Raw genomic sequence first — 24,072 nt, forward strand, 5'->3', positions numbered from 1 at the left:
CCCGCTATAGAAGCTGTGGAATACAGGCCTGCGGGGCGGACCCGTTTTAACTTTTCAACTCCATTCAGATAGTGAGGTTCACGATGGATAATCTGTTCCAGCAATCCAACGCGCCGTGCCGCCGCCTTGTCCGGGGAGGTCTGGTTGCTGTCGGCGCCCGCGATGTCCGACAGGCCGACATGTTGATTTCCGAAAAGGGCGTCATCCTGGATATTGCGTCCGACATCGAGCTTGAAGACGACATGCAGCTCATCGATGCGGAAGGCTGCATTGTTTCGCCGGGTTTGGTGGATATGCACCAGCATCTCGACAAAACAGGCGTACTGCGTTTCGCGCCCAACCCGTCGGGCACTTTGCAGGGCGCGCGTGACGCTTTCGCAAAATATGCACGGCAGGCCCCTCCCGACGATATTTTCAAGCGGGCATCCAGAACCATCGAGCGTTGTCTCAGCCGAGGCACCACGGCTATCCGCAGCCATGTGAATGTGGACAAGGATGCGGGCTTCAACGGTATAGAGGCGCTAGCGAAACTACGATCGGACTGGGCCGACCGGGTGAAGCTGCAGCTCGTGGCTTTCATGATCCCGCATCCTGGGCAGGATCTGGACTGGCTGGAGGCCAACATCGATCGCGCGGTCGCGCTGGCCGATGCCGTTGGGGGCACGCCCGCAGTGGCGGAAGATCCGGAGCGTTATCTCGATATCCTGTTCTCCGCTGCGGCGCGCCATGGCCGTCCGATCGACCTGCATCTCGATGAACATCTCAACCCGCAACGCCCGCTTTTTAATGCTGTTTTCGAGCGGGTCCGCCGCTATGGTCTGGAGGCGCGCTCCGTGCTAAGCCATGCTTCGGTTCTGAGTGCTATGGACCGGCCTGATTTCGAAGCGATCCTGGAGCAGATCATCGCGCTGAAGCTCGGTGTTGTCACGCTGCCTGCGGCCAATCTTTATCTACAGGCGCGCGATTGCGACAAGCTGCCGCCACGCGGACTGACGCGGGTGGCCGAGATCGTGCGGGCCGGTGTGCCTATTGCCACTGCTTCCGACAATATCGAAGACCCTTTCGTTCCGACCGGCTCCGGTGACATGCTGGAAATCGCACGATGGACCCTGCTTGCAGGTCATCTCAAGGGCGACGAACTTGCTACCGCCTACGCGATGATTACGGCAATCCCTGCAAAACTCATGGGGCTTAAGGAATATGGCTTGCATCGGGGCGCATGGGCTGATTTTTTTCTCGCCAAAGCCGAAAGCATCGAAGGCTTGGTGGCTGGCGGAACAACCCATTTACGAGTTTTCTCCAATGGAACGCTTGTATCGGAGACACAGATCGCCACGAGGACCCGGGCGAAGATGCAATCCGTCGTGCGTGAACCGGCCTGAAACGTCGCACGCGCCGGGCAATCGCTTGATCTGGAGGAGGACTTGCCATCATTCCCATGAGACGGCAGATGGACCGCGACGGCAGTAGAACAGATTACTCCAAATAGATTATCATACTCACTGCCCGCCATGGCGCTGCGCGTGAAGCCGAGAGCATTCCCTGAAGCATCAAGAATGCGCAAATAAACGCCACAACGGTAGTCGTTATCTGATTATCGCGTAATGATGCCCGGAGTGTTCTCATCATTCTTTCTGGTCACAGGCTCGACATAGTGTCACTGCGGCCGAAGCCAGCGAGACGCTTTCTTTAGGATGAACCAGGCACAGTTGAGGCGACCAACAGAGCGGATCGTGCCATATTTCTGCTTGACTGTGAATGGGCTCAAAAGGGCCGCGCCAGCTTCCTGGGTCGCTACCTACAGCCGCGTGTCCAGCGGAGAGGGTCGTCAGGCTGGCAAGCCCGCCTGCTTCGAAATATGCAGTCTGGAACTTTACAAATCCGATATGCCCTCAACAGTATACAGAATGAAGTTGACGTACCGAATTATCCAGCGCCCTTATTCTCGCTCGAAGAGTTGTGGGGCATCAGATGGGGAGGGTTCAATGCCTACGTCAGCATTCGACACTGAGATATTTCATCTGGATGGATTTTGAAAACAAGGTGCGATTAACGCAACTCGGTATCCGAAAAACCGGCAGCAGACCATTTGTTATGTCAAGCCGAATATGGTCCATACCCGAAAGCTTTCAAAGAAAAAGACAAACTTTCTCCCCCAGATCCTACCGCAAAAAATCAAGAACTGGCTTATAAGGAGCGGAGAGTTGGTTCACGAAGCCCTTTATTTGACCGGAGATTCTCATGATAAAGCTTATCACTCTTACCTCGATGGCCGTCACCTTGCTCTCCTCAACGGTTTTGGCTTCAAGCTCAGGATCCATCGACGCAATTACTTTGTCTTCTGGTGGCGTGGCAGAAATATCCAGAAAGCCTACAGTTTCCAACGATGGAATTGTCGAGATTGAAGTTCCTCTCAGTCAGGTCGATGATGTACTCAAAAGCCTTGTCCTCAAAGGTGGAAAGGGTGCGATAATCAGCATTTCTCTCGCTGGCCCAAATCTGCTGGAGGAGACTTTCAGACAGCTTCCATTTTCACCGTCGAGCCTTTCGTCAATGTCTGCCTTCTTGTCTTCGATACCAGGAACGTCAGTTACGGTTTCGAGTGCAGGAAAAACCGTCAAGGGTAAAATCCTCGGCGTTGAAACATTGAATAAATCCGACGATGAAAACTTTCACGTGCTGAGCGTGTTTGATCAGGATGGGCATATTCAAACCATCAAAATTGGAGAAGACACCTCTTTAAGTATCGATGACGCTGAGATGAACCTAAAGCTCACAAATGCTGCAACAGCCTTGGGGCGCGCGAGCAACGATAGTGCTCGTGTCATTCGTATTACTGTCCGCGATCTTTCAGCCTTGGATTCCCGTCTGGCTTATGTCGTTGCAGCGCCTATCTGGAAAACAGCTTATCGGATATTAACGGAGCCAGATGGCAAAGCCCGACTTCAGGCCTGGGCTGTTGTTGAAAATGCGAGCGGCGAAGATTGGAAAGACGTCAAGTTGACGCTTACTTCTGCTGATCCCGTTACACTAAAGCAACGTCTGCACCATATCTATTGGAAGGATAGGGCTGAGGTAATTGTAGACACGGCGACCAATAATGTTGTTGAGGCAGATACCGGAAATCTGGCGAATAGAGTGAGGTCCCGCCCCACCGCGAGCGAGAAGGCCGCACTCTTTGAAAGTGATGAACAAGCGGGAGAGGCGGTACACGCGCCTGCGCCGGTCATTAGCGGCTATGGGGGTGGTTCTATGGCGGTAAATCCGAGCGGTGAGATTGCTGCGGTCTCCGAGAATGACACCAGTGCAATTTTTGAGCTTCCAGGCACATTTAGTCTGATCAATGGTGATAGCTTGTCTGTGCCTATTGCTGATGCGCAAATTGAAGCGGAAATGATCTCAATCTATCGAAACGGTAGCAGCAATATTCATCCAGTTGCCGCGATTATGCTGAAGAATTCAACAGGCTACAGCCTGCCAAGCGGTATCCTGACCGTTTACGACAGTGGTGCCGGCTACGTTGGTGATGCCCGGCTATTGAACCTTCCAAAGGGGGATACGAGAATTGCTGCTTTCGCGACAGATCGTAAGGTAGCAATTACGCAGGAGCAGGAACCAACGAGACAGATTACCGATATCAAAGTGGTGGATGGCATCGTTCGTATTTCTGAAAAATTGCGTGAAACCATTACCTATCGTATATCGGGCGCTCTCGATGCTGACAGGGCCATTATTATTGAACACCCTATTCGTGTAGGCTGGTCGTTTTCCTCTCAAGCTGACGATGGCAAGACAGTTTCCCACCACCGGTTGAAAGCTTTAGTCAAAGCCGGGGAAGAGCAATCGGTTGTAGCTGTTGATGAACGTATACGCAGCGAAAGTTTCGGGCTCATTGATGTCGATCCGACTGCACTTTTAAGTTGGTCTTCCTCGGCAACTGATAAGGATATTGCAGAAAAGTTCAGCCAGCTTGCAAAAGTACGGCAGCAACAAATCGACAAGCAGCTCGAACTTCAAAGATCTGATGAGAAACTTCAGTATCTCCAAGGTGAGCAGAGTCGTCTTCGCGACAATATCGCGGCTGTGCCAGAGAATAGCGACCTGAAAGCCAAATATCTAACGATGCTAGAGGAAAGTGAGAGGGCTATCTCAGAAATGTCGAAAGCCAGTGAAGCGAGTAAAGTAGACCTCGATCGCTTTGCCAAAGAGCTCAAACAGCAGATACGGGATTTCTAGAACGGGAAACGTGACTGTCCCATCTCTCGAATGTTCATTTCATGGACACCAGTTTATCGGGCGTCCATGAAATGGTTGAAGTGAGTTACTCTGATTAAAATGTGGGCTTATTCTGACGGACAATCAATGGATTTGACGGCTGCTTGAGGTGCTCTGTTACGTTTTAGGCGGTCAGGGAGCCATCCGCTTTGTGGAGCACGTCTTCAAGCGGGACAAGTCCTTTCATGGCACCCCTGCCGATGGCCGGCTTGCCGTTTTCAATCGCCAATGCAAAGCGAAACGCGGCGTCAACCTCGAGGCGTTGGCGCAACTGCAGAATGCGTGGAAAATCTCGCGGTTCGATTGCCTGGTGGAAATCCGCCCATCGCGCTACCCCTACAAACATAGCGTCCGCTAACGTCGGCTTGTCTCCCAACAGATAGTCGGTATCGCCGATCATCGCTTCTAGCTGTTCGTGGCGCGTGGCAATGAAGTTGCGGCCGAATTTGCGCAGCGTTTGCCTTTCTTCTTCGGTGGAGTCCTCCGCTTCCAGCGCGACCCACATTGGAGAGAATGCTCCGGTGAAGCCCGTATTGAGGAAGGCGATGTATTGATGCATGCGGTCAGCCTCCGGCGTACCAGGCTCGAAGCTAATCAGGCGCTCGGTATCGCGCGCTTCAAGCCAGAGGGCGATCGCCATCGTCTCGGTGAGAACGCGGCCTTCAGAGGTGACTAGCACCGGCGTTTCCACCCTGCCGTTCAGGCGTTTATAGGCATCAGTGCGCATTTGCCCAAGCATGTCCACGCGGGTAATGCGATAGGGCTGGCCAAGCCATTCAAAGGCAGTGACGAGCCCCGCCGAACTGCCAAGCGGGAAGCCTGAGGTGAGGATCGGTTCGAATATCGGTTTCATGAGAATGTCTCCGTAGAATTGATGCGTTGATATTACAAATGTAGACTTTGATACAAAAGACTGGAAAAATGAGACTCAATAGACACAAACGTGGACATTAATGTTGAACCTCAACGATCTCTATTTCTTCACCCAGGCAGTTGAATACGGGGGCTTTGCTGCGGCAGCCCGACGGCTCGACTGTCCAAAATCGACGATCAGCAAAAGGGTCGCGACCCTGGAAAAAACACTCGGCGCGCAATTGGTCCACCGCACCTCGCGCAGGTTTTCGCTGACCGACGTGGGGCGTGAAGTTTACGATCATGCTCGTGCGGCGATGATCGAAGCGGAGGCGGTTGAAGCTGTCGTGCATCGGCGGTTGGCGGAGCCCAGCGGCACTGTGCGGATCACAGCATCAGTGCCAACCGCGCAGTTTCAGCTTGCGGACCGTTTGCCTCTGCTGGCAAGGCGGTATCCGAAACTAACGATACAGTTGCACGTCACCGATCGCTTCATTGATCTGGTTCAGGATGGTTTTGACATAGCGGTTCGTAGCCATTTTGAGCCATTGCCGGACTCAGGCCTTATACAGCGCCGCTTGAGTGAGGATCGGATTATTTTAGTGGCTGCACCCTCTTATGTTGCTCATTACGGCGAGCCGATAACACCGGAGGTGTTGAGCGAGCACGACGGTCTGATGTCCAACATGACAATGAAGCCCTGGCGGTTAAGTGACTCAGACGGCGGCACTGTAGAAGTGGTGCCGCGGCCGCAGTTTTGTTCGGATGAATCTGTGACGCTGATAAAGGCTGCCGTAATGGGTATGGGGATAGTTTGTTTACCTGAAATGATGTCCGCGCAGGCCATCAGGGATGGACAATTGGTACGTGTGTTGCCGGGATGGACGGCTGGTAGCGTGATGACAACAATCCTGACGCCACACAAGCGAGGACAGCTTCCCGCAGTGCGCGCAGTCATCGATTTTCTAGCAGAGGAGGCTGCTTCGGGAGCGGCTTTACCGGTCAGCAACACTTACTGATTTTAAGCGGCTCAGCGATCATGTTGCCAAGGAGCGGGTTGCCAATACGAACAATATCACGACCGACATCATCAAATTGTCCGGTGGATTTTATCTTCTTCGGCTGAACTGGCATCGTCGGATTTTCTATTCACGATGATGCGTTATCTCGTGTCCCGGACATCACTTATCACCGCGGTCTATCGCAGGGCAGATTATTTCAAATGCGGACCAGACGAACACGCTGCGATCGTGGATGCCATATTACAGAAAAATGTGACGAACGCTGTCAGTCTGATGGCGCATCATATCCACCATGTGGAAACCAGCTCGATCTTCGCGAAGTTAATGAATACTCGTATGATTTGAGCACTATGCTTGCTTAGTTCGCTGAGGTGGCAGGGATTCAACCCGAACGCAATGATTTGTCGTGAGGTTTGAACTCTCTCTACCGTCCAGCAATATCGCTATAATGAGAGAATGACAGGGATACCGGCTTCGTCAAGCATGCCGGACAGGATCGGGGCAGGCATTTCATTTGTTATAACCGCGGTGAAGTCGCGAACCGAACCAAGCTTCACCATGGCGCGTTTGCCAAACTTTGAGCTATCAACTGCGAGCAATTTGTGTGCAGCTTGTCCAAGTGCTGCTGAAACGACGGCTACTTCCGTATGGTCGTCGTCACATAGATCGCCGTCATCATCGATGCCGCTCACGGAGATGATTGCATAGTCGAATTTGAAACGCCGAATGAATTCCGGTGTGTCTCCCTGAAACATTCCTCCATCGATTGGCCGTACAAAACCACCCGGGACCGCCAAGGTGAAATCTGTTTTCTCACTGATTATGGCGGCTGATCGCAGGCTATAGGTGACGACGTGCAATCGCTCTTTGCTGATGAGCGCTTTGGCGATAGCTTCACAGGTGGTCCCGGCGTCAAGAAAAACAGTGGCGTTGTCTGGAATGAGTGCGACGACCGCTTCTGCAATGCGGGCTTTTTCATCCATTCGATCGCGTCTGCGCTGCCGATAGGTAACGGGATCAAGTGGGGCGAGTTGCGATACACCGCCATGAAGTCTTCTTACTTTGCCCTGATGTTCCAGATCCGCAATGTCGCGTCTTGCGGTCTGCGTGGTCACGCGGAATTGTTCAGCGATCTCTTCAAGGGAAACATAGTGGCTGTTCTCTACCCATTGCAACAACATCTGCTGCCGGATTTCTTTCTTCCTGCTACCGGAACCAGAAAGTTCATTCATACCCGCTGTCACATCCTTAAGCAGTTGGTTGCTCAGCTTCATCTCTCATTCCCAGATAGAAATAAGCAAGGAAAAAGTGGAGTTAGGCCTCAATGGTTTCCAGAGCACTATCAAATAAAAATGTAATATCAATGACATTTACCATAATTTCCCTGCGGAAACAGCGCCCATCCAAGCTCAGTTATGAGTAAAGTGTAATAAAAGTGACATTCAACTCTGTCATTTCAAAATCAAGTGAAGCCAGATGATCAAACTGGCCTTCGCATTGATGAGATGGAAGCATTTTCCAGGAAAGGGACCGAGGGATGGCGCCGGAGACAATCAAACCTAATCGAAAATTTCTGGCTTTGGCAACGCAGCTTTCATGTTGTGTTGGAGTTTCAGTTGCCGGCACCACTCAGGCACGCGCAGTCAAGCTGGGGTTGACGGCGGCAGGAGCCCTGTTCCTGTTATCGTCAGGATCGGGAGCGCTGGCACAAGGCATGACGGGCGAAAGTCACTCCTTGACTATCATGGGGTTCAATATCTGGAACAACGGTGCCAACTCAAAAATGTGGGATGCCGACGAAAAGGCGAAAGGCAATCTCGTTTATAATCAAAAAATGCAGGATCTTTTGCGCGGTGTGGCACCAGATGTCCTCATCATGCCGGAGCTTTATAACAACTCAGGTAAGGTATTTAACGGACAAAGCGTTGTTGGAGCGCATGTCCAGAATACGCTTGATCTTCTCAACAGCAATCCAGGCAAGCTTGGGATTTATCAGAAAAACAAGGACTATGACGCTCGTGAAGGCAGTGGCATGGTTTTCGCGAGCGGCAATGTTCAAAGCCTGGGCAACAATACAATTCGCGTGAATCCCGGCAACGGCTTCTCTGATGTTATCATTGAGGGACGCCACCTGAACTATTACGATGAACCAACAAACCGCATCGTTGAAGCTAAACAACTCGCTCAAGCTGCGCAAACACGCACACTTCCAACGATTGTTGCAGGTGATTTCAACGCCGGTGATGTTTCGGAACGCGGATTACTGAGTATCGATGCACAAATCAGGCTCATGAAGAAAGCAAGCGGCCAGAACTTTTACGCCAGGCTTGCCTACGAATACATGGCCGCTGGTGATGAGGCGATCTCGCACAAGATCATCCAGGACGCACATCCATCCAGCAATATTAATAACCTGACGTGGAGGCAATGGGCGGACGCGCTTGACGCTGCCTACAGGCAGGGAGCTGACACCGGTCTGAAGGATGAAACCTATCCCGTGACCAACAATGAGCCCGTAACGCTGAATATTCTCAAACAGCAGTATCAATTGATGCAACTCGAGAGAAACCGTGAGCTTTTCAAGCCAAGCGAGATGGGTGACGGTCGCGCAACATGGACAAGCGACGGCGAGGACGCGACCAACATTTGGGAAAGTTGGGATCGCGTGAATATCGACCACATCATGGTGTCGCGTCCGTTCGCCAAGTGGGTGGAAATCGTCGACAATGGCAAATGGTCCGGCACGCTTTCGGAAGCGGCGCGTCTGCCAAATGGCAATTCCTTGTCGGATCACGAACCCATAGCACAGGAACTGCGTTGGACCGGGCCGCAAATCCAGACCTACAAGGAGGGCGAAACAGAAAAATCGCGTCTTGTCTGGGGTGCGGGAGCATATGGTTTTGAGACAAGGAACAATGAACTCGTTCTGACCAGGAACAATCACCGGGCCGATGTTTATCTTGGTCAGATTTCGGATGCCGATGGCAAGTCGACCTTGAATGATCTGACGCTTGAAGAAAAGAAAACGCTGCTTGATTGCGAGAGTGGGGATGCACGCTTCCAGCAGGCTATCAAGGACTATTGCATCGACGATCATTCCTTCATCGGTGAAACAGCTGTCACCGACGGCGGGACGATCCTCGTCAGCGAAGATGCGGCTCTTGGCAATGCCGATGCTCGGCTGCGTCTTATTGATGGCGGTCTGCGTATAACGGGCAGCGACATGAAAACGCTGGATCGCACCGTGTCCCTTGAGGGACTCGGATGGATCGACATCGCGGATGCAAACAACCGCGTGACGCTGCTGCAGCAAGCCACAGGAGAGGGCGCGCTGCTCAAGCGCGGAGCCGGTACGCTCGTTCTGGGCCAGGCAAATAGCTATACGGGCGGAACCTCGGTGGAAGGTGGAGTGCTTCAGGCTGGCGTGGACGGGGCATTCGTCGACAATACGGCCTTCTCGGTGAATGGTGGCAAGCTTGATCTCAATGACTTCAACGTGACCATGTCGTCGTTAATGGGCGAGGGCGGCACATTGAGCCTTGGTTCGGCAGCTCTGGCCGTAGACCAGTCCGCCAATACCCGTTTCGACGGCAATATTGATGGTACTGGCAGTCTCACGAAGTCCGGCACTGGTGTTCTGGTTCTGAATGGAGCCAACACCTATACAGGCGGTACGACTGTAAAAGAAGGTGGGCTGGTCATTGGCGATGCATCCCATTCAGGTGCATTCCTCGGCGGCACAGCCAGCGTTGAAAACGGCGCATATCTGGCTGGTGCAGGTTCAGTCGGAGGCCTTTATGCCGGCGCTGGCAGTATCATCGCACCGGGCAATTCTATCGGCACGCTAAAGGTCAATGGCAATCTGGCCTTTGATGCGGGAGCCACTTACGTTGCGGAAATTGATGCTTCCGGTAAAAGCGACCGCATCGATGTGAACGGAACGGCGACGCTTGGTGGCGCGAAGGTCTACATAGAAAAAGCCGCCGGCACCTATATGCCAGGCAAACGCTACACGATTTTGAGCGCTGGAGCTGGCATCACAGGTACATTTGGCGATTTGAGCCAGAACATGCCGTTCGTCGACCTTGGTCTGACCCATGATCCCAATGCGGTTTACCTCGATATCGCTCGTAATGATGTTGACTTCATTGCGACGGCAAAGACAGGCAATCAGAAGTCGGTAGCTGTCGCTGTCGAAGCGCTTGGTGCTGGCAATGCTGTTTACGACACGGTCGTCATGCAGGACAACGAAGACAATGCGCGTCGCGCATTCAATGCACTCTCAGGTGAAGTTCATGCATCGATGCGAACTGCGATCATCAATGACAGCTCGGTTGTTCGGAATGCCGTTTTGGACCGACTTGGTGCTGCGTTCGGTGGTGAAGTGCCGGACACACCGTTATCGACAGTCGCAACCGATGCCGGTTCAGCCCCGTTGTCGGCACCGCGCGCATCAATCTGGGGATAGGCGCTCGGCCAATGGAGTGAAACCGGAGCTGATGGAAATGCAGGCAAGCTGAAGCAATCCACGGGCGGTTTCGTTGCTGGTTATGATGCGGAAGTTGTCGAAAACTGGAGGCTGGGTACTCTCGCCGGATATAGCCGCACCAGCTTCGATGTGAATGATCGTAACTCGTCTGGCCACAGCAATAACTATCACCTGGGTATTTATGGCGGCACTCAATGGGCTGCGACGCTGCTCAAGGCAGGTGTTGGCTATAGCTGGCACAAGATCGAAACTGATCGCGTTGTCGCTTTCCCGGGTTTTTCAGAAAGTCTTGATGCGGGTTACAGCGCAGATACCTTCCAGGCTTTTGGTGAACTCTCACATCGTTTCGATCTGAACGGAACAGCGATTGAACCGTTTGCGAATGTTGCTGTAGTACGCCTGAAAACTGATCGGTTTAATGAAAATGGTGGCAATGCCGCGCTCCAGATTCGAAAAGAAACAACTACATCCACGTTCACCACACTTGGTCTTCGCGCTTCTGCTCCAGTCGTATTCGGCGGTATGAATGCCAAGCTCAACGGAACCGTTGGTTGGCAGCATGCTTATGGCGACACTATACCAACTGCAGCTGCTGCATTTGATGCTGGGACAGTATTTGAAGTGGCTGGTGCGTCAATTGCCAGGGATACCGCGATTATCAAGGCTGGCCTTGATATTGATCTGGGCAATCAGACGACGCTGGGTCTTGAATATTCCGGCCAATATGGTTCGAGCTTCAATCAAAACACTGCTAAGGCCAAGTTTATTGTAGATTTCTAAAATAATTATAGTAAAAACTACATCGCCAGCGGAAATATATTTCGATGGCGATGTGGTTTTTGAGTAATTATATAATAATAGAATTCTGTTATAACTATTTATATGGATTATTAATTTTGGAAATTTATTTCCTTTAGGGGAATCGGATTTTATTTAAATGATTGCTTCGAACACTCGCCAACCTATAGAATTCAATTTCCCTAAAACGGAACGCAATGACGAAGATGAACGAAGTGTGCTCAAATGGTGGTTATACGAAATTAAACTTGACTATTATAGTCATATATAAGATGACGAGCGGGCGAGCTGCCAGAGCAGCGACGCACCAGTTCGTCATCCCCCATTTGACTGGTTTCAAGCAATGTGGAATTTGCATCGTCTTTTCCAGAACCATGCCCGGGAGTTGAACCGGTTCTTTCGGCGCAGGGGGCACAATGCGGAAACGGCTGCCGATTTGACGCAGGATACATTCGTCCGGGTGCTGACTGCGACACCACAAAAGGACGGCAATCCGCGTGCCTATCTGCATCAGGTTGCGCGCAACCTGTCGATCGACTTGTATCGGCGCGAACGGCTGTTCCAGCAGTCCGATCTAGCAGAAGACGAATGGCAGCGACTTGCCGATAACACGCCGACGCCCGAAGCGGTCGTCTATGACCGGCAGCGTCTGGCGATCATCGAAAGCGCGCTCCTGGAACTGCCTGAAAAGACACGCAGGGCCTTCGAGATGCATCGTCTCGACGAGAAGACGATCACCGAAGTCGCGTCGGAGCTTGATCTTTCCGTGTCGCGGACATGGACGCTCATCAAGCGCGCCTATCTGCACCTGCGCGCGCGGCTCAAGGAAGATGTCTCTTTTTGATCGCCGTTCTTCCGCTGGCAGGTGAAAATTCCCGCCGCTCGTCCGTTTCACCCATTATAGAGAGATTACTCCGGCTTGCGGAGTTGCAGCGCCACGAGGAACTATTCGTTCATGGATGAAAAACTGTCGAAAAGCGAAAGGCTGTTCGAGGAGGCGCTCGACCTCGTCATCCGTATGCAGGACGACCCCGGCAATCCGGTCGCGCATGACCTTGTCGCCCGCTGGCGTGCCCGCAGCCCCGATCATGAAACCGCTTGGCGCGAGGCAATGGAAATTCACGACATGGCCGGAAAGGTAATGCAGGCGCAACGCAATAGCGCGGCTGGCAAGGCGATGTCGCGCCGCTCGGTTCTATTCGGCGGCATGGCTGGTCTGACGGTGATTGGCGCAGGCGCAATACTAGGACCACAGTTGGTCCTGCAAGTGCGCGCCGATTATGTGACGGCCACCGCCGAATTGCGCCGGCTCGCACTCAAGGACGGAACGCAGGTGACGCTCGGTCCGGACAGCGCCATCCGGTCGCGCTTCGGCGACCAATATCGCCGCGTAGAGCTTCTGGCAGGCATGGCCTTCTTCGATGTCGCACCCGATACGGCACGGCCCTTCCAGGTGACGACGGGCGACCTGGTGGTGACGACGCTGGGAACGGCGTTCGACGTGAGTAACGATGCGGGTTACCTCGCCGTTTCCGTCGATTACGGCGCGGTGGATGTGAAGGTTCGGGCGGCGGGCTTGCCCACGCAGCCGCCGGTTGGCGCAGGTGAATGGCTGTCCTTCGATCCCCGCAGTTCCAGCTTTGAGCGCGGTGTTCGCGATGTCAGCCAGATCGCGGCATGGCGGGAAGGGCTGCTGGTGGCGGATCGCGATACCATCGCCTCGGTCGTTGCCCGTATTGCGCGGTGGAAATCGGGCCGTGTCGTGCTGGCCCAGTCGGATTTTGGCGCTGAGCGCATCTCTGGCGTGTTCGATCTCAACCAGCCGCTGTCGGCACTGGAAGCGGTGGTCGAACCCTATGGTGGCAAGGTTCGTCAGATCTCGCCGTGGCTCACGATTATTTCCACTATCTGATTTTTTCCCTCTTTTTTAGAAATCAGGGGAGAAAATTGCGCCCGCCCGTCCGTTTCAGACATCAGGGCCGGAAGTTAGCTGCTGCCATACGACTGCCCATTTCCATAAATGGCGGATTGGAGTGGTTGAGCTATGGGGCTTGATGTCAATATTCGGGTTGGGCGGCAGTTCGGACGGCAATTTGGAATCGGTATTCTGACGACGGCGCTTCTGGGATCGACCTGTGTCGTCGCACTTTCATTGGCGGCAAGTGTCGCCGCGCATGCCCAGACCGCGAGACAGACCTCGTTCAACATACCCGCCGGGTCCCTTTCGGGCGCGCTTGCCACCTTCGGCAAGCAGGCGGGTTTGCAGGTCACCTATCTGCCGGAGCTAGCCTCTGCCAAGCGCTCTGCGGGCGTTTCCGGCACGATGACATCGCAACAGGCGCTGACAAGGCTTCTGTCGGGGTCGGGCATTTCCTACCGGTTCACCGGCAGCGGAACGATTGCGCTTTCTGGCCAGACAGTTGGCGGACAGGCGCCGCTCGATGTGGGCGGGACGACGCTTCTCGACACGATCACGGTTACGAGTGGCGGGGGCATCGCCGCGCAGGATGCGCCTTACGAAACACCGGCGGCCACTTCGCACATTTCAGCTGAGACCATCGAGCGGTTCAGGGGATCCAGCCCTGCCGATATTTTCCGCGGAACGCCGGGCGTGATGTCGGGCGAGGCGCGCAATGGTGCAGGCGCGGTTGATGTCAATATTCGCGGCATGCAGGGCTGTGGACGGGTTGCCACCACGATTGATGGCGCGGAAAACGGCATCACCGTCTATCAAGGGTATCAGGGTCTTTCCAACCGTACCTATATCGATCCCGATTTTATCGGCGGCATCGATGTGAGCAAGGGATCGGATGCCGCGTCGCGCGGCATTGCCGGTAGCGTCGCCATCCGTACATTGAATGCGGACGATATCGTCAAGCCGGGCGACACCTGGGGCATCCGGGTGAAGGGCGAATATGTCGGAAATTCCTCGACGCCGCATGGTGACGCCAAGGGCGGTTATCAGTGGCCCTATTCCCCGAGGGACAATCCGGTGACCATTCCTTCCGGCGATGGCTTGGACAGGCCGTCCCTTCTTTCGCCAACTGCCGGTTCAGGCAGCATTGTCGCAGCCATGAAGGAGGAGAACTACGACCTCTTTGCGGGTTATGCCTATCGCAAGCGCGGCAATTATCATGCGGGCAAGCACGGCCCATCGGCAGAGCCGGTCAATGTCGGGCCGCGAAGGGTGTGCAACACTTCGGGATCATGGTGCGATAACTGGCCGTCCTATGTCGAAAACGGCGGCCTCACGAATTATCGCGCCGGGGAAGAGGTGCTGAACACGCAGCTCCAGACCGAATCCTATCTGACCAAGGGGACGTTCCGCTTCGACGGCGGCCACGAGCTTCAGCTCGGCTATACCGGTTTTCGCAGCGAAGCAGGTGATCTTCTCGCCTCGCGCTTCACCGACGATCGCAGCCAGCCGGTACAGCAGGAGCAGACATCGGACGCAAAACTCGATACGGGCACGCTGCGCTATCGCTGGAATCCGGACGACAACGATCTGATCGACATGAAGGCCAGTCTCTGGCTGACCAAGCTCGAAATGCGCAATCCGCGGCGGGGCTCGCCGATCCCGACTTCGGAATCCGTTGGCCTTCCTTCCGGTTACAGGACCGGTGCTGATACCGTTATGTGGGGAGGCGACATATCCAATACGTCAAGTTTCGATCTGAGCCGCTACGGTTCGGTCGACCTTACCTATGGTGCTTCCTATCTTAACGAGGATACCAAGCCGAGCGGCTATACCGATCTGCTGGAAGGCTGGCTGAAACTTCCGAACGTCTCCCGTGAAGAAGCTGCCGTCTATACCAAGTTGGGCTATAAGCCGGTGGATTGGCTGACACTGAATGCGGGCCTGCGTTATTCGCATTACTCCTCGCATAACCGGGGCGAGAGCTCCAATGTGGAAGAGGAGCCGAGCGATCGTTCGCAAGGCGGGATAAGCCCGACGGCGGGCGTCGTAGTCGAACCTTTCGACGGCGCGCAGCTCTACGTCAACTATTCCAATGCGCTGCGTTTCCCGAGCACGGTCGAATCCATGGGTGTTTTCACCGTGATCCAGCCGGACCTTGCTCCCGAACGGGGCAATAACTGGGATATCGGCGCAAATCTCAAGCGGAACGATGTTTTCCAGAGCGATGATACGCTCATGATGAAGCTCGGTTACTTCAACTGGGACATCAAGAACTATATTTCCCGCGAGTGGTGGAGCAGCCCTCTCGGTTATTCCAGCATGCGGATTCACAATATCGACCGGGCCCGCTTTTCAGGTCTTGAATTCTCGAGCCGGTACGAAACCGGAGGTTTCACTGTCGATCTGTCGGCCAACTATTATATCGATGCGGAGTTTTGCCGCACGGCAGATTCATGCGGAAACAAGTCGCTTTATGGTGACTATGCGACCAACCATGTTCCGCCGAAATATTCCGTCGATCTGACACTGTCGCAGAAAATGCTGGAAGACAGGCTGACACTTGGCGGGCGCGTTTCCTATATCGGTCCGCGTGCCATCGGCCATGGTGATGTGACGGCGACGGGCGCCAGCGAATTCATCTCGCAGACGCGATGGAAGCCTTATGCGCTGGTGGATGTTTTTGCCGAGTACAAGGTCACCGACAGCCTGACCGCGACAGCCCGCATCGAAAATCTGACGGATCAGTATTATGTCGATCCGCTGGGGCTGGTGAACCAGCCCGGACCGGGCCGCACTTTCTATGCAGGCCTGACGAGCACGTTCGGAGGTGACCAGAAACTGCCGCAACTATCGCGCTTCTCCCGCTGGCAGGGCACTGCGCCGGGCGTCGACTGGACGGGGTTCTATGCCGGTGTCCATACCGGCATGTCATCGGGGCGGGCATGGGGCACCACCACGGCGCTCAACGGTAGCGCCGACCCTATTTCCGCTTCTGAATCGGCAGATCGCGGCTTCGGTACCGCGCCGCTCTATGGCGTTCAGGCCGGTTACAACTACCAGCTCGGCAACCGGGTCGTGCTCGGCATCGAAGCCGATGTCAGCAAGACGCGTATGCGTGGTTCGCAGACGGCCATGATGCAGGAGGAATGGCTTCAGCCGATCAATGACGTAGCGGGCATCCAGTCAGTGACCCATTACGATATCGACTGGACCGGTTCGGTTCGCGGCCGTCTCGGCTATGCGCTCGACAATCGCTGGCTCGTCTACGGTACTGCAGGCGTTGCCTTCCTGCATGAAAGACAGACCCGCGATCAATATCGCTACACGCAGGATATGATGGGCCAGAAAGACACGGCCATGTTTGCCGTCGACCAGTCCTCGGGAACGCGTGCTGGCCTGACGGTCGGCGGCGGCGTGGAATACGCGATCAACGACCGCTGGTCGGTAAAGGCGGACTACACCTACAGCCGGTATGGAAATCGCAGCTTCAATTTCGAGAACGGACGCGCGGGAACCAGCGGCAACTACACCACGACCGAGCAGGTCGGGACGGAGATCGTGCCGCCGGAGCCATTCATCTGCGAAATCCTCGGGGGGAAATTCTGCGAGCCGAGGGAGCGCCCGATTTACGAAATCGTCGAACATCAGGGAAGTTCCGGTGTCGTGAATGGACGCAAGGCATCGAACTCTCTCGATACGCACACCGTGAAGGTTGGTCTCAATTTCCACTTTTAGGCTGAAATGCGGAACGACGGAAGTTCGCAAGGTCTTTCGTCGGCTGTCCGATCGGTTGATTCAATCAAAACAGGGAAAAACGTCATGTCAGAAGCCGTCATTATCCGACACCCCGCCCTTCTTCGTTCGAAACGCCTGAAGGCGTGCACGGCAGAGACGCATGAACGGCTGGATCAGAGCATCATGCGTGGAAATCCCTTCGCAAGCCGTGATCGCTACGGGCTTTTTGCGGCGATGCAATATCAGTTCCACCGCGATATCGACGCACTCTATGGCAACAAGGCACTTGATGCGCTTCTGCCTGATCTGAAAGGCCGGCGCCGCTTCGCGCAGATTAGCCAGGATCTGGACGATCTGGCGCATCCGCATCCGGCGACGGATAGAGAACCGGCATTCACCGTCCGGCAGCCGGTCGATATTCCGACGGCCCTTGGCTGGCTCTATGTGGCGGAAGGCTCCAATCTCGGCGCCGCATTCCTGCTGAAAGAGGCGGAAAAGCTTGGACTTCATGAAAAGTTCGGCGCCCGTCATCTGGCCGGTGCACCGGAAGGACGCGGGCTGCACTGGCGGACCTTTACCGCAGCGCTGGACGAGATCGCACTGAGCGAAGCCGAAGAAGACCGGGTGGTCGCGGGTGCGGAGACAGCTTTCCGTCGTGTTCATGCACTTGTGCGGGAGATGTTTGAATGAACGCTGTCGACCTGTCGACCCGTAACGGGGATTTCACATCTGGCGAAACAGCACCTTATCCCGACGAAAGACAACGCGCAGGTTATCTAGCACTCGGCTTTCTGCTCAGCGGGGCCGCGCTGGTTGGCTTGCAGGTCTGGCTGATGCCGTCCGCTCTGTTTGGCTTCTGCGCGCTGCTTTGTTTCATCCAGTTGTCATCGCGGGCCCTGCACTGGCTCGAGAGCAATCGTATTGCGCGTCGCACGCTTTCGCTCTGGCGAAGGCTCGGCGCGTTTCCGCGTCTCTTCCGGCTGTCGGTCCTCGCCTTGATCGTCATCCTCTGCATTGTTGCGCTTGCACTCGGCTCACGCCTCTTCTGGCATTTCGAAATGGCGATCAACGTACTGCTTTGCGCAGGCCTGCTTCTCTTCGTCGGACCGCAAAAACGGGTGGAAGCCTGCGTCTGAAGCACCAAAGGACATAAGTCAGTTCGACATGAAGCATATTGAAGACGATCGGAGTTTCGGCAACGGCTTTTCGGAGTTTACCCTATGGGCCGGTGCCGGGCTCATGGTTCTGTCTATTCATGTTGGCACGGCGCTGTGGCTCTTGCGTGATGCCGCGATGGTCGCTGCTGACGACATGCCGCCAGCGGCGATCATGATCGAGCTTGCGGAAATGCCGGAAGCGCAAGTGACGGAAGAAAACGAAGTCTCTCCCGATCAGGAAACAGCGGATGCCAGCGCGCCTGCAGAAAATGTGGAAGAACCGATAGAGGAGCCGAAACAGCCGGAGGAAATAGCCCAACAGGAGCCGGAGCCGGTTGGGGACGAACAGGCGGAAGAACTGGTTCAACTGGACAAGGTCGAGGTTCCACTACCGATTGCCCGGCCAAAACCGCCCGAACTGGAAAAGAAAATCGTTCGGAAAGAAGAACCGAAAGAGAAGCCGGTCAAACAGCGCCAACAGGAGCAGGCTGTGTCGCGGCAGCTGAATCAGGCACAGGCGCAGGTGACCCAATCTAGTCGCAACGCAGCACGCCAGTCGGCATCGGGCCTGTTTGCGTCTTCGGTCAGTCCGGCCCGCTGGCAGTCGCGGCTGATGGCGCATCTGGAGCGGCGCAAGCGTTATCCCGCGGGCGCAAAGTCTCGTCGCGAGGAAGGCGTCGTCTATGTCCGCTTCCGTATCGACGAAACGGGCAAGGTCCTGTCGGCTTCGCTGGCATGTTCGTCGGGCTTTCCCGAACTCGACAGCGAAGTCCTGTCGCTGGTCCAGCGTGCCTCACCGGTTCCCGCACCACCGCCCGATGTCAACAGGACTATCACGGCGCCGGTGAAGTTCTCGCGTCGCTGATTACACTTTTAGTGGTATCACGTTAAGTTTGCGAGGTTGCGAGAGACCCGTGGTACCTTACTTTCACACGATACAGCCGGCACTTTCCACCGTTGAAAGTTTCAAGATTATGGTAGTCCGGTCCGCCTTTGCCGCATCGTGGGAACGAAGTTTATCGAGGATGATCCGGTTTGGAACAAAGCCATAGCGCTTCATCAAACCGCACCATTGCCTCCGCAAGATACTGGCTCAAATTTGTCCACGCCGCCCAAGCGCCTCGCACCAGAAACGATTGTCTCATTCTCCAGCTTGATCCATTCGAATCTGCCGTAACATGTTTCGTCCCGCGAGAAGCAATTCAAACAAGAATGCAACGAGAGACAGTATGAGCGAGACGATGGCTCCTCCAAAAAACCAGTAGAGATTTTCGTGGCGCAGTCCGAACGAGAGGGCTCCAGCGAGAAGATTCAACGTTGCCGCACCCGTGCAGACGCCAGCGATGACTCCTAGCGCCACGGCAATCTCCAGGGCAAGCGTCCGCCTCCGTAGATAAGCGAGCTGCACACGTGACGTTTCGTTTCGCTCCAACCTTTCAGCAACCTCATTCAGGCGATCCGATACTCTTCCAAGACGAGTTGTATAGATATTCACGAAGCCTGCCGTGCCCGCTAATAGAAAGACAGGAGCAAGAGACGTTTGTATTACGGAAGCAAAATCAGAAATGATAGGCGGCGTAGTCATCAGTATCCTCAAGTAGACTTTGACACGATCAAAATAATTAACCGGGTCCTGCATGGCAATGGCCTTGAATATGACGTGCCAACACGTTGACCCAAACGGTCACCGGCGTTCTGAAACAGTGCGTGCGGCATTTTCAACGAGTGGTCCGAAACTCTCACTGAAGCTATCAGCCGTCCATTCCTGCAGGCTACCAGCCACATGAATTGCGCCGACCGGATTGCCTTCTGCATCAAGAATGGCTGCCCCGATCGCAACTTCATTATATAAAAGCTGGCGACACAGGACAGAATGCCCGCGCTCCCGCGTGGCCTTCACTTCTCCCATTACCTCTGCCAGAGACTGAATCGTATGGGGCGTGAAGGGCGTCAGGTCGGAGCGGCCAACGATGTCGGCAATTCTTTCGTCAGGCAGTTTTGAAAGAATGGCCACACCACCGGCCGTGCAATAAGTTGGCACAGCATGTCCGACGAGTGTCGCGCTGAATATTTCATGCTTCGAGGGCATGCGCACGGCATACACAACGCGAACATCATCGAAAAGCGAAAGGTCAACTCGTTCGTGCACGCGGCGTCGCAGCTCCAGCATGATCGGGTTGGCGCGTTGCAGCATCGGATTGAGCCGCAACAGATCATGGGTCATATCGAGAATGCGCAGGCCTGGTAAATAGCCGCGGTCTGCGGGATCGCGGGCGATTACATCCAGTTTCTGCAACGAATGAACGATGCGTTGTGCCGCACTGCGGTCGATTCCCGCCGCAGTCGCGACTTGGCTCAGCGACAGCGGCTGTCGCGCCTTCTGAAACGCCATCATGACGGCCACGGTCCGCGCAACAGAGCGCAGGAATAATGGATCCTCATTGTACGCTTCCCCCTCGTCGGGGTGAAAAGTGGAGATACCGCCCAAGTCTCGAAACGTGTTCATGGGAAAAATCTTTAGTCGTCGTTCTAGGATTGACAAGAGCCAAAATTGGTTCCTAAGATAAAAATAGATATAGATGTATCGCTCACAGATACACGTTCCTGCCCGAGGGGGCAAATCGATGAATTGGGAGTAAGCTCGTGTCAAAACGCGTGGCTGTTGCTGGCTTTTTGCATGAAACGAACACGTTTGCCGTGGCTCCAGCTGATAAGGCGGCATTTGTTCAAGGCGGTGGCTATATTCCACTGTCACGTGGCGATGCGATTATCGAGCGTGCGCAAGACGTCAATCTGGGTATTGCCGGTGCGTTGCAATTTGCACGCGAAGCAGGATGGGAGATTGTGCCGATCCTTTGGGCGGGTGCCATACCGTCCGCACCAGTTACGCAAGACGCCTATGAGGCTATAGTCACGGAAATCGTGGCAGGGCTGAAGGATTGCGGTCCGCTCGACGGAATTTTCATCGACCTACACGGTGCAATGGTTGCGGCGCATGTGGATGATGGCGAAGGTGAATTGCTGGAGCGGGTTCGAGCTGTTCGCCCCACTGAACTGATTGCCGTTGCCCTCGATCTGCACGGTAATATAACAAAGCGCATGTTCGATCTTACCGATGTCATGGTTGGTTTCCGCACCTACCCGCACGTCGATATGGCTGAAACCGGTTTTCGTTCGGCCGAGGCGTTGCAGGCGCTGATGGACGGATCGGATGGTTGGCACAAGACGATGCGCCGGGGCGATTATCTCATTCCAATTGCATGGCAATGCACCGACGAGCAGCCCGCCAAGGCCCTTTATGGCATGACTGTCAACTTGCCGGAAAACGTGCAGACGGCTTCGCTCTTCATGGGCTTTCCTGCTGCCGATTTTGCTGAATGCGGTCCCTCTGTTTTCGCCTATGGGTGGGATCGCGCTGCGGTCGAGTGTTGTGCGGATGCCATTGCCGATGCACTTGCTGCCGCGGAAAGCTCATTTGCAGGCATTGCCTATCAGCCTGAAGAAGGTGTCGAAAAAGCGATCGAACTTTCCCGCAATGCAACGCGTCCCGTTGTGATTGCCGACACGCAGGACAATCCGGGCGCTGGCGGCAGCTCTGACACGACAGGCATGCTCCGGGCACTCGTGTCCTGTGGTGCCGAGCGGGCATCCATCGGCTGCATGCACGATCCAGACGCTGCAGCACTCGCTCATCGGGCAGGCGAGGGCGCCGAAATCGAAATATCGCTAGGCGGCAAGTCCGGTATCGCCGGAGATGCGCCATTCACAGCGCGGTTTCAGGTAGAGAAACTTTCTGATGGCAAAGTGCATGCAACTGGACCGTATTATGGCGGTGCATGGTTGCATATGGGGCTGTCGGCATGTCTGCGGCTTGGCGGAACGCGCGTCGTGGTAACGACCAATCTCGCGCAAATGGCGGATCGCGCGCTGTATCGCATGGTGGGTATCGAGCCGGAACAGGAAGCCATTCTCGTCAATAAAAGCTCTGTGCATTTCCGCGCCGACTTCGCGCCGATTGCCGAGAAGCTTCTGGTGTGCACTGCTCCAGGCGCCATGCCGTTGAGCCCCGCTCAACTGCCATGGAAATATCTGCGCCCGGGTATTCGGCTCGAACCGTTCGGAAAAGAATTCAAACAATAAACAAACAAAAAAACTTTCAGAGGAACCACTCAGATGTTGTTTTTCAAATCCCCTGCCTCCGGCCCAATTGTTCGCCGGATGAAGTATGGACTAGCCGCTTCTCTGATCGCACTCGGTGCTGGCAACACACCAGGCAATGCATGGGCTGAAACGACCCTGACTGCTGTCATGCATTCCGATCTACGTGTGCTCGATCCAATTATTACCACGGCGCATATCACGCGCGATCATGCCTATATGATCTACGATGTGCTGATCGCTGTGGACGAGAATTTCAAGCCGCAGCCGCAAATGGCGGACTGGACGATTTCCGACGACCAGAAAGTCTATACGTTGACGCTGCGTGATGGACTCAAGTTCCACGATGGCACACCAGTTACCGCAACCGATGCAGTGGCGTCGCTGCAACGCTGGGCCAAGCGCGACGCGGGCGGCCAGCTAATCATGGACATTACGGAATCACTCAAGGTCGCCGACGACAAGACGCTGGTATGGACGCTCAGGGAACCTTTCGCACCGTTCCTCGATACGCTGTCGAAGCAGGCTGCCCTTCCCCCTTTCATCATGCCCGCCCGCATTGCAGCGACCCCTGCGGACACTGCCATCACCGAACATATCGGTTCGGGCCCGTTCAAGTTCGTCCCTGCGGAGTTCCAGCCGGGCGTCGGTGTCAGCTACGTCAAGAACGAGGATTATGTTCCGCGAAAAGAGCCTGCGAGCTGGATGGCTGGGGGCAAGGTCGTGAATGTGGACAAGGTACGTTGGCTTACAATGACTGACGCGCAGACGGCGGTCAATGCGCTGATGAGCGGCGAAATCGATTATCTAGAGCAGGTGCCGGTTGATCTGGTTCCGCTGTTCGACGGGGACGATTCCGTCGTTCTGGAAAAGCGCGATCCGCTTGGCTACCAGACCATGGGTCGCCTGAATTTCAAGCATCCTCCTTTCGACAATCCTGATATTCGGCGCGCTGCTTTCCTTGCCATGTCGCAGGAGCCGGTACTGGCCGCGCTTATGGCGGACCCCAGCTATTACAAGCTTTGCGGCGCGATTTTCGGTTGTGGTACGCCGAATGCCACCGATATCGGCGCCGAAACCATAACTGCGAAAGGCAATATTGAAGAAGCCAAGGCGCTCCTTAAAAAGGCTGGCTATGACGGCAAGCCGGTTGTGATGATGCAGCCGACGGATGTGACCAGCCTTTCACCTCAGCCTGTCGTCGCTGCACAGCAATTGCGCGCGGCCGGTTTCACGGTTGATATGCAGCCGATGGACTGGCAGACGCTGGTCGGTCGCCGCGCTTCCAAGGAAGAGCCATCGAAAGGCGGCTGGAATATCTTCTTCACCAATTGGCAGATTCCAGAAATCGCAACGCCGCTCAATTCGGTAATGCTCAACGGCCGTGGCGATCAGGGTTGGTTCGGCTGGCCGAAGGACGACCAGATCGAAGTTTTGAAGAAGGACTATATCAACGCGCAGTCACCGGAAGACCGCAAGGTTGTGATCGAGAAGATACAGGCGCATACGCTTGAGAATGTGCTCTATATTCCGCTTGGCGAGTATAATCCACCACAGGGACGCCGAGCAAATATCGTGGATATGCTTGGCTCGCCTGTTCCGGTCTTTTGGAACGTGAAAAAGACAGAGGAATAATCCTGCCACCTCTATCGCGCTGAAATCTCCCTG

16 protein-coding genes and 2 pseudogenes are annotated in these 24,072 nt (G+C 54.9%); 14 read left to right on the forward strand and 4 right to left on the reverse strand.

The window, feature by feature from the left end; genetic code table 11:
* The first annotated feature begins 83 nt into the window (after positions 1-83).
* A complete protein-coding gene (locus CES86_RS20120) occupies positions 84-1,382 on the forward strand; it encodes an amidohydrolase family protein (protein WP_094515195.1) in 1,299 nt (432 codons plus the stop codon).
* A gap of 859 nt (positions 1,383-2,241) precedes the next feature.
* Complete coding sequence (locus CES86_RS20125; protein WP_094515196.1) at positions 2,242-4,236, forward strand: DUF4139 domain-containing protein; 1,995 nt, start codon at positions 2,242-2,244, stop codon at positions 4,234-4,236.
* Positions 4,237-4,399: 163 nt separating this feature from the next.
* On the opposite strand, the gene CES86_RS20130 is transcribed toward CES86_RS20125, so the two are convergent.
* A complete protein-coding gene (locus CES86_RS20130) occupies positions 4,400-5,128 on the reverse strand; it encodes a glutathione S-transferase family protein (protein ID WP_094515197.1) in 729 nt (242 codons plus the stop codon).
* Between the two features lie 100 nt (positions 5,129-5,228).
* Between CES86_RS20130 and CES86_RS20135 the strand changes: the two genes are divergently transcribed.
* Positions 5,229-6,146, forward strand: a complete 918-nt coding sequence (locus CES86_RS20135) for a LysR substrate-binding domain-containing protein (RefSeq protein ID WP_010660430.1) — start codon at positions 5,229-5,231, stop codon at positions 6,144-6,146.
* Positions 6,115-6,511 (forward strand): annotated as a pseudogene (locus CES86_RS20140) (FCD domain-containing protein); the annotation flags it as partial. The gene CES86_RS20135 and the pseudogene CES86_RS20140, both read left to right, overlap by 32 nt.
* An 81-nt stretch (positions 6,512-6,592) precedes the next feature.
* Here CES86_RS20140 and CES86_RS20145 read toward each other — a convergent pair.
* Complete coding sequence (locus CES86_RS20145; protein ID WP_010660428.1) at positions 6,593-7,423, reverse strand: DeoR/GlpR family DNA-binding transcription regulator; 831 nt, start codon at positions 7,421-7,423, stop codon at positions 6,593-6,595.
* A gap of 263 nt (positions 7,424-7,686) precedes the next feature.
* Between CES86_RS20145 and CES86_RS20150 the strand changes: the two genes are divergently transcribed.
* The 8 genes and pseudogenes from CES86_RS20150 (at position 7,687) to CES86_RS20180 (ending at position 19,111) form a co-directional block, all read left to right on the forward strand.
* Positions 7,687-10,617: an endonuclease/exonuclease/phosphatase family protein gene (locus tag CES86_RS20150; protein WP_235819960.1), complete on the forward strand. Its 2,931-nt coding sequence runs from the start codon at positions 7,687-7,689 to the stop codon at positions 10,615-10,617.
* 12 nt (positions 10,618-10,629) lie between these two features.
* Positions 10,630-11,418: pseudogene (locus CES86_RS27945) on the forward strand (autotransporter outer membrane beta-barrel domain-containing protein); the annotation flags it as partial.
* A gap of 361 nt (positions 11,419-11,779) precedes the next feature.
* Positions 11,780-12,280, forward strand: coding sequence for an RNA polymerase sigma factor (locus CES86_RS20155; protein WP_094515198.1), 501 nt, complete (start codon positions 11,780-11,782; stop codon positions 12,278-12,280).
* A 111-nt stretch (positions 12,281-12,391) separates the two neighbouring features.
* Positions 12,392-13,348 (forward strand): FecR family protein, encoded by a 957-nt coding sequence (locus tag CES86_RS20160; RefSeq protein ID WP_094515199.1) that lies wholly within the window; start codon positions 12,392-12,394, stop codon positions 13,346-13,348.
* Between the two features lie 132 nt (positions 13,349-13,480).
* A complete protein-coding gene (locus tag CES86_RS20165) occupies positions 13,481-17,089 on the forward strand; it encodes a TonB-dependent receptor domain-containing protein (protein WP_094515200.1) in 3,609 nt (1,202 codons plus the stop codon).
* 84 nt (positions 17,090-17,173) lie between these two features.
* Positions 17,174-17,779, forward strand: coding sequence for a biliverdin-producing heme oxygenase (locus CES86_RS20170; RefSeq protein ID WP_094515201.1), 606 nt, complete (start codon positions 17,174-17,176; stop codon positions 17,777-17,779).
* Entirely contained in the window at positions 17,776-18,225 is a 450-nt protein-coding gene (locus CES86_RS20175) for a DUF454 family protein (RefSeq protein ID WP_094515202.1), read from the forward strand. Before CES86_RS20170 ends, CES86_RS20175 begins: the two co-directional genes overlap by 4 nt.
* 28 nt (positions 18,226-18,253) lie before the next feature.
* Complete coding sequence (locus CES86_RS20180; RefSeq protein WP_094515203.1) at positions 18,254-19,111, forward strand: TonB family protein; 858 nt, start codon at positions 18,254-18,256, stop codon at positions 19,109-19,111.
* 276 nt (positions 19,112-19,387) lie between these two features.
* Here CES86_RS20180 and CES86_RS20185 read toward each other — a convergent pair whose 3' ends face one another.
* Both CES86_RS20185 and CES86_RS20190 read right to left on the reverse strand, forming a co-directional pair.
* A complete protein-coding gene (locus CES86_RS20185) occupies positions 19,388-19,831 on the reverse strand; it encodes a DUF2721 domain-containing protein (RefSeq protein WP_094515265.1) in 444 nt (147 codons plus the stop codon).
* 99 nt (positions 19,832-19,930) lie between these two features.
* Complete coding sequence (locus CES86_RS20190; RefSeq protein ID WP_094515204.1) at positions 19,931-20,752, reverse strand: IclR family transcriptional regulator; 822 nt, start codon at positions 20,750-20,752, stop codon at positions 19,931-19,933.
* 137 nt (positions 20,753-20,889) lie between these two features.
* On the opposite strand from CES86_RS20190, the gene CES86_RS20195 reads away from it, so the two are divergent.
* Entirely contained in the window at positions 20,890-22,386 is a 1,497-nt protein-coding gene (locus tag CES86_RS20195; RefSeq protein WP_094515205.1) for a M81 family metallopeptidase, read from the forward strand.
* 33 nt (positions 22,387-22,419) lie between these two features.
* Entirely contained in the window at positions 22,420-24,039 is a 1,620-nt protein-coding gene (locus CES86_RS20200) for an ABC transporter substrate-binding protein (RefSeq protein WP_094515206.1), read from the forward strand.
* Positions 24,040-24,072 lie beyond the last annotated feature (33 nt).

The organism is Brucella lupini (assembly GCF_002252535.1).
Taxonomy (GTDB): Bacteria; Pseudomonadota; Alphaproteobacteria; order Rhizobiales; family Rhizobiaceae; genus Brucella; species Brucella anthropi.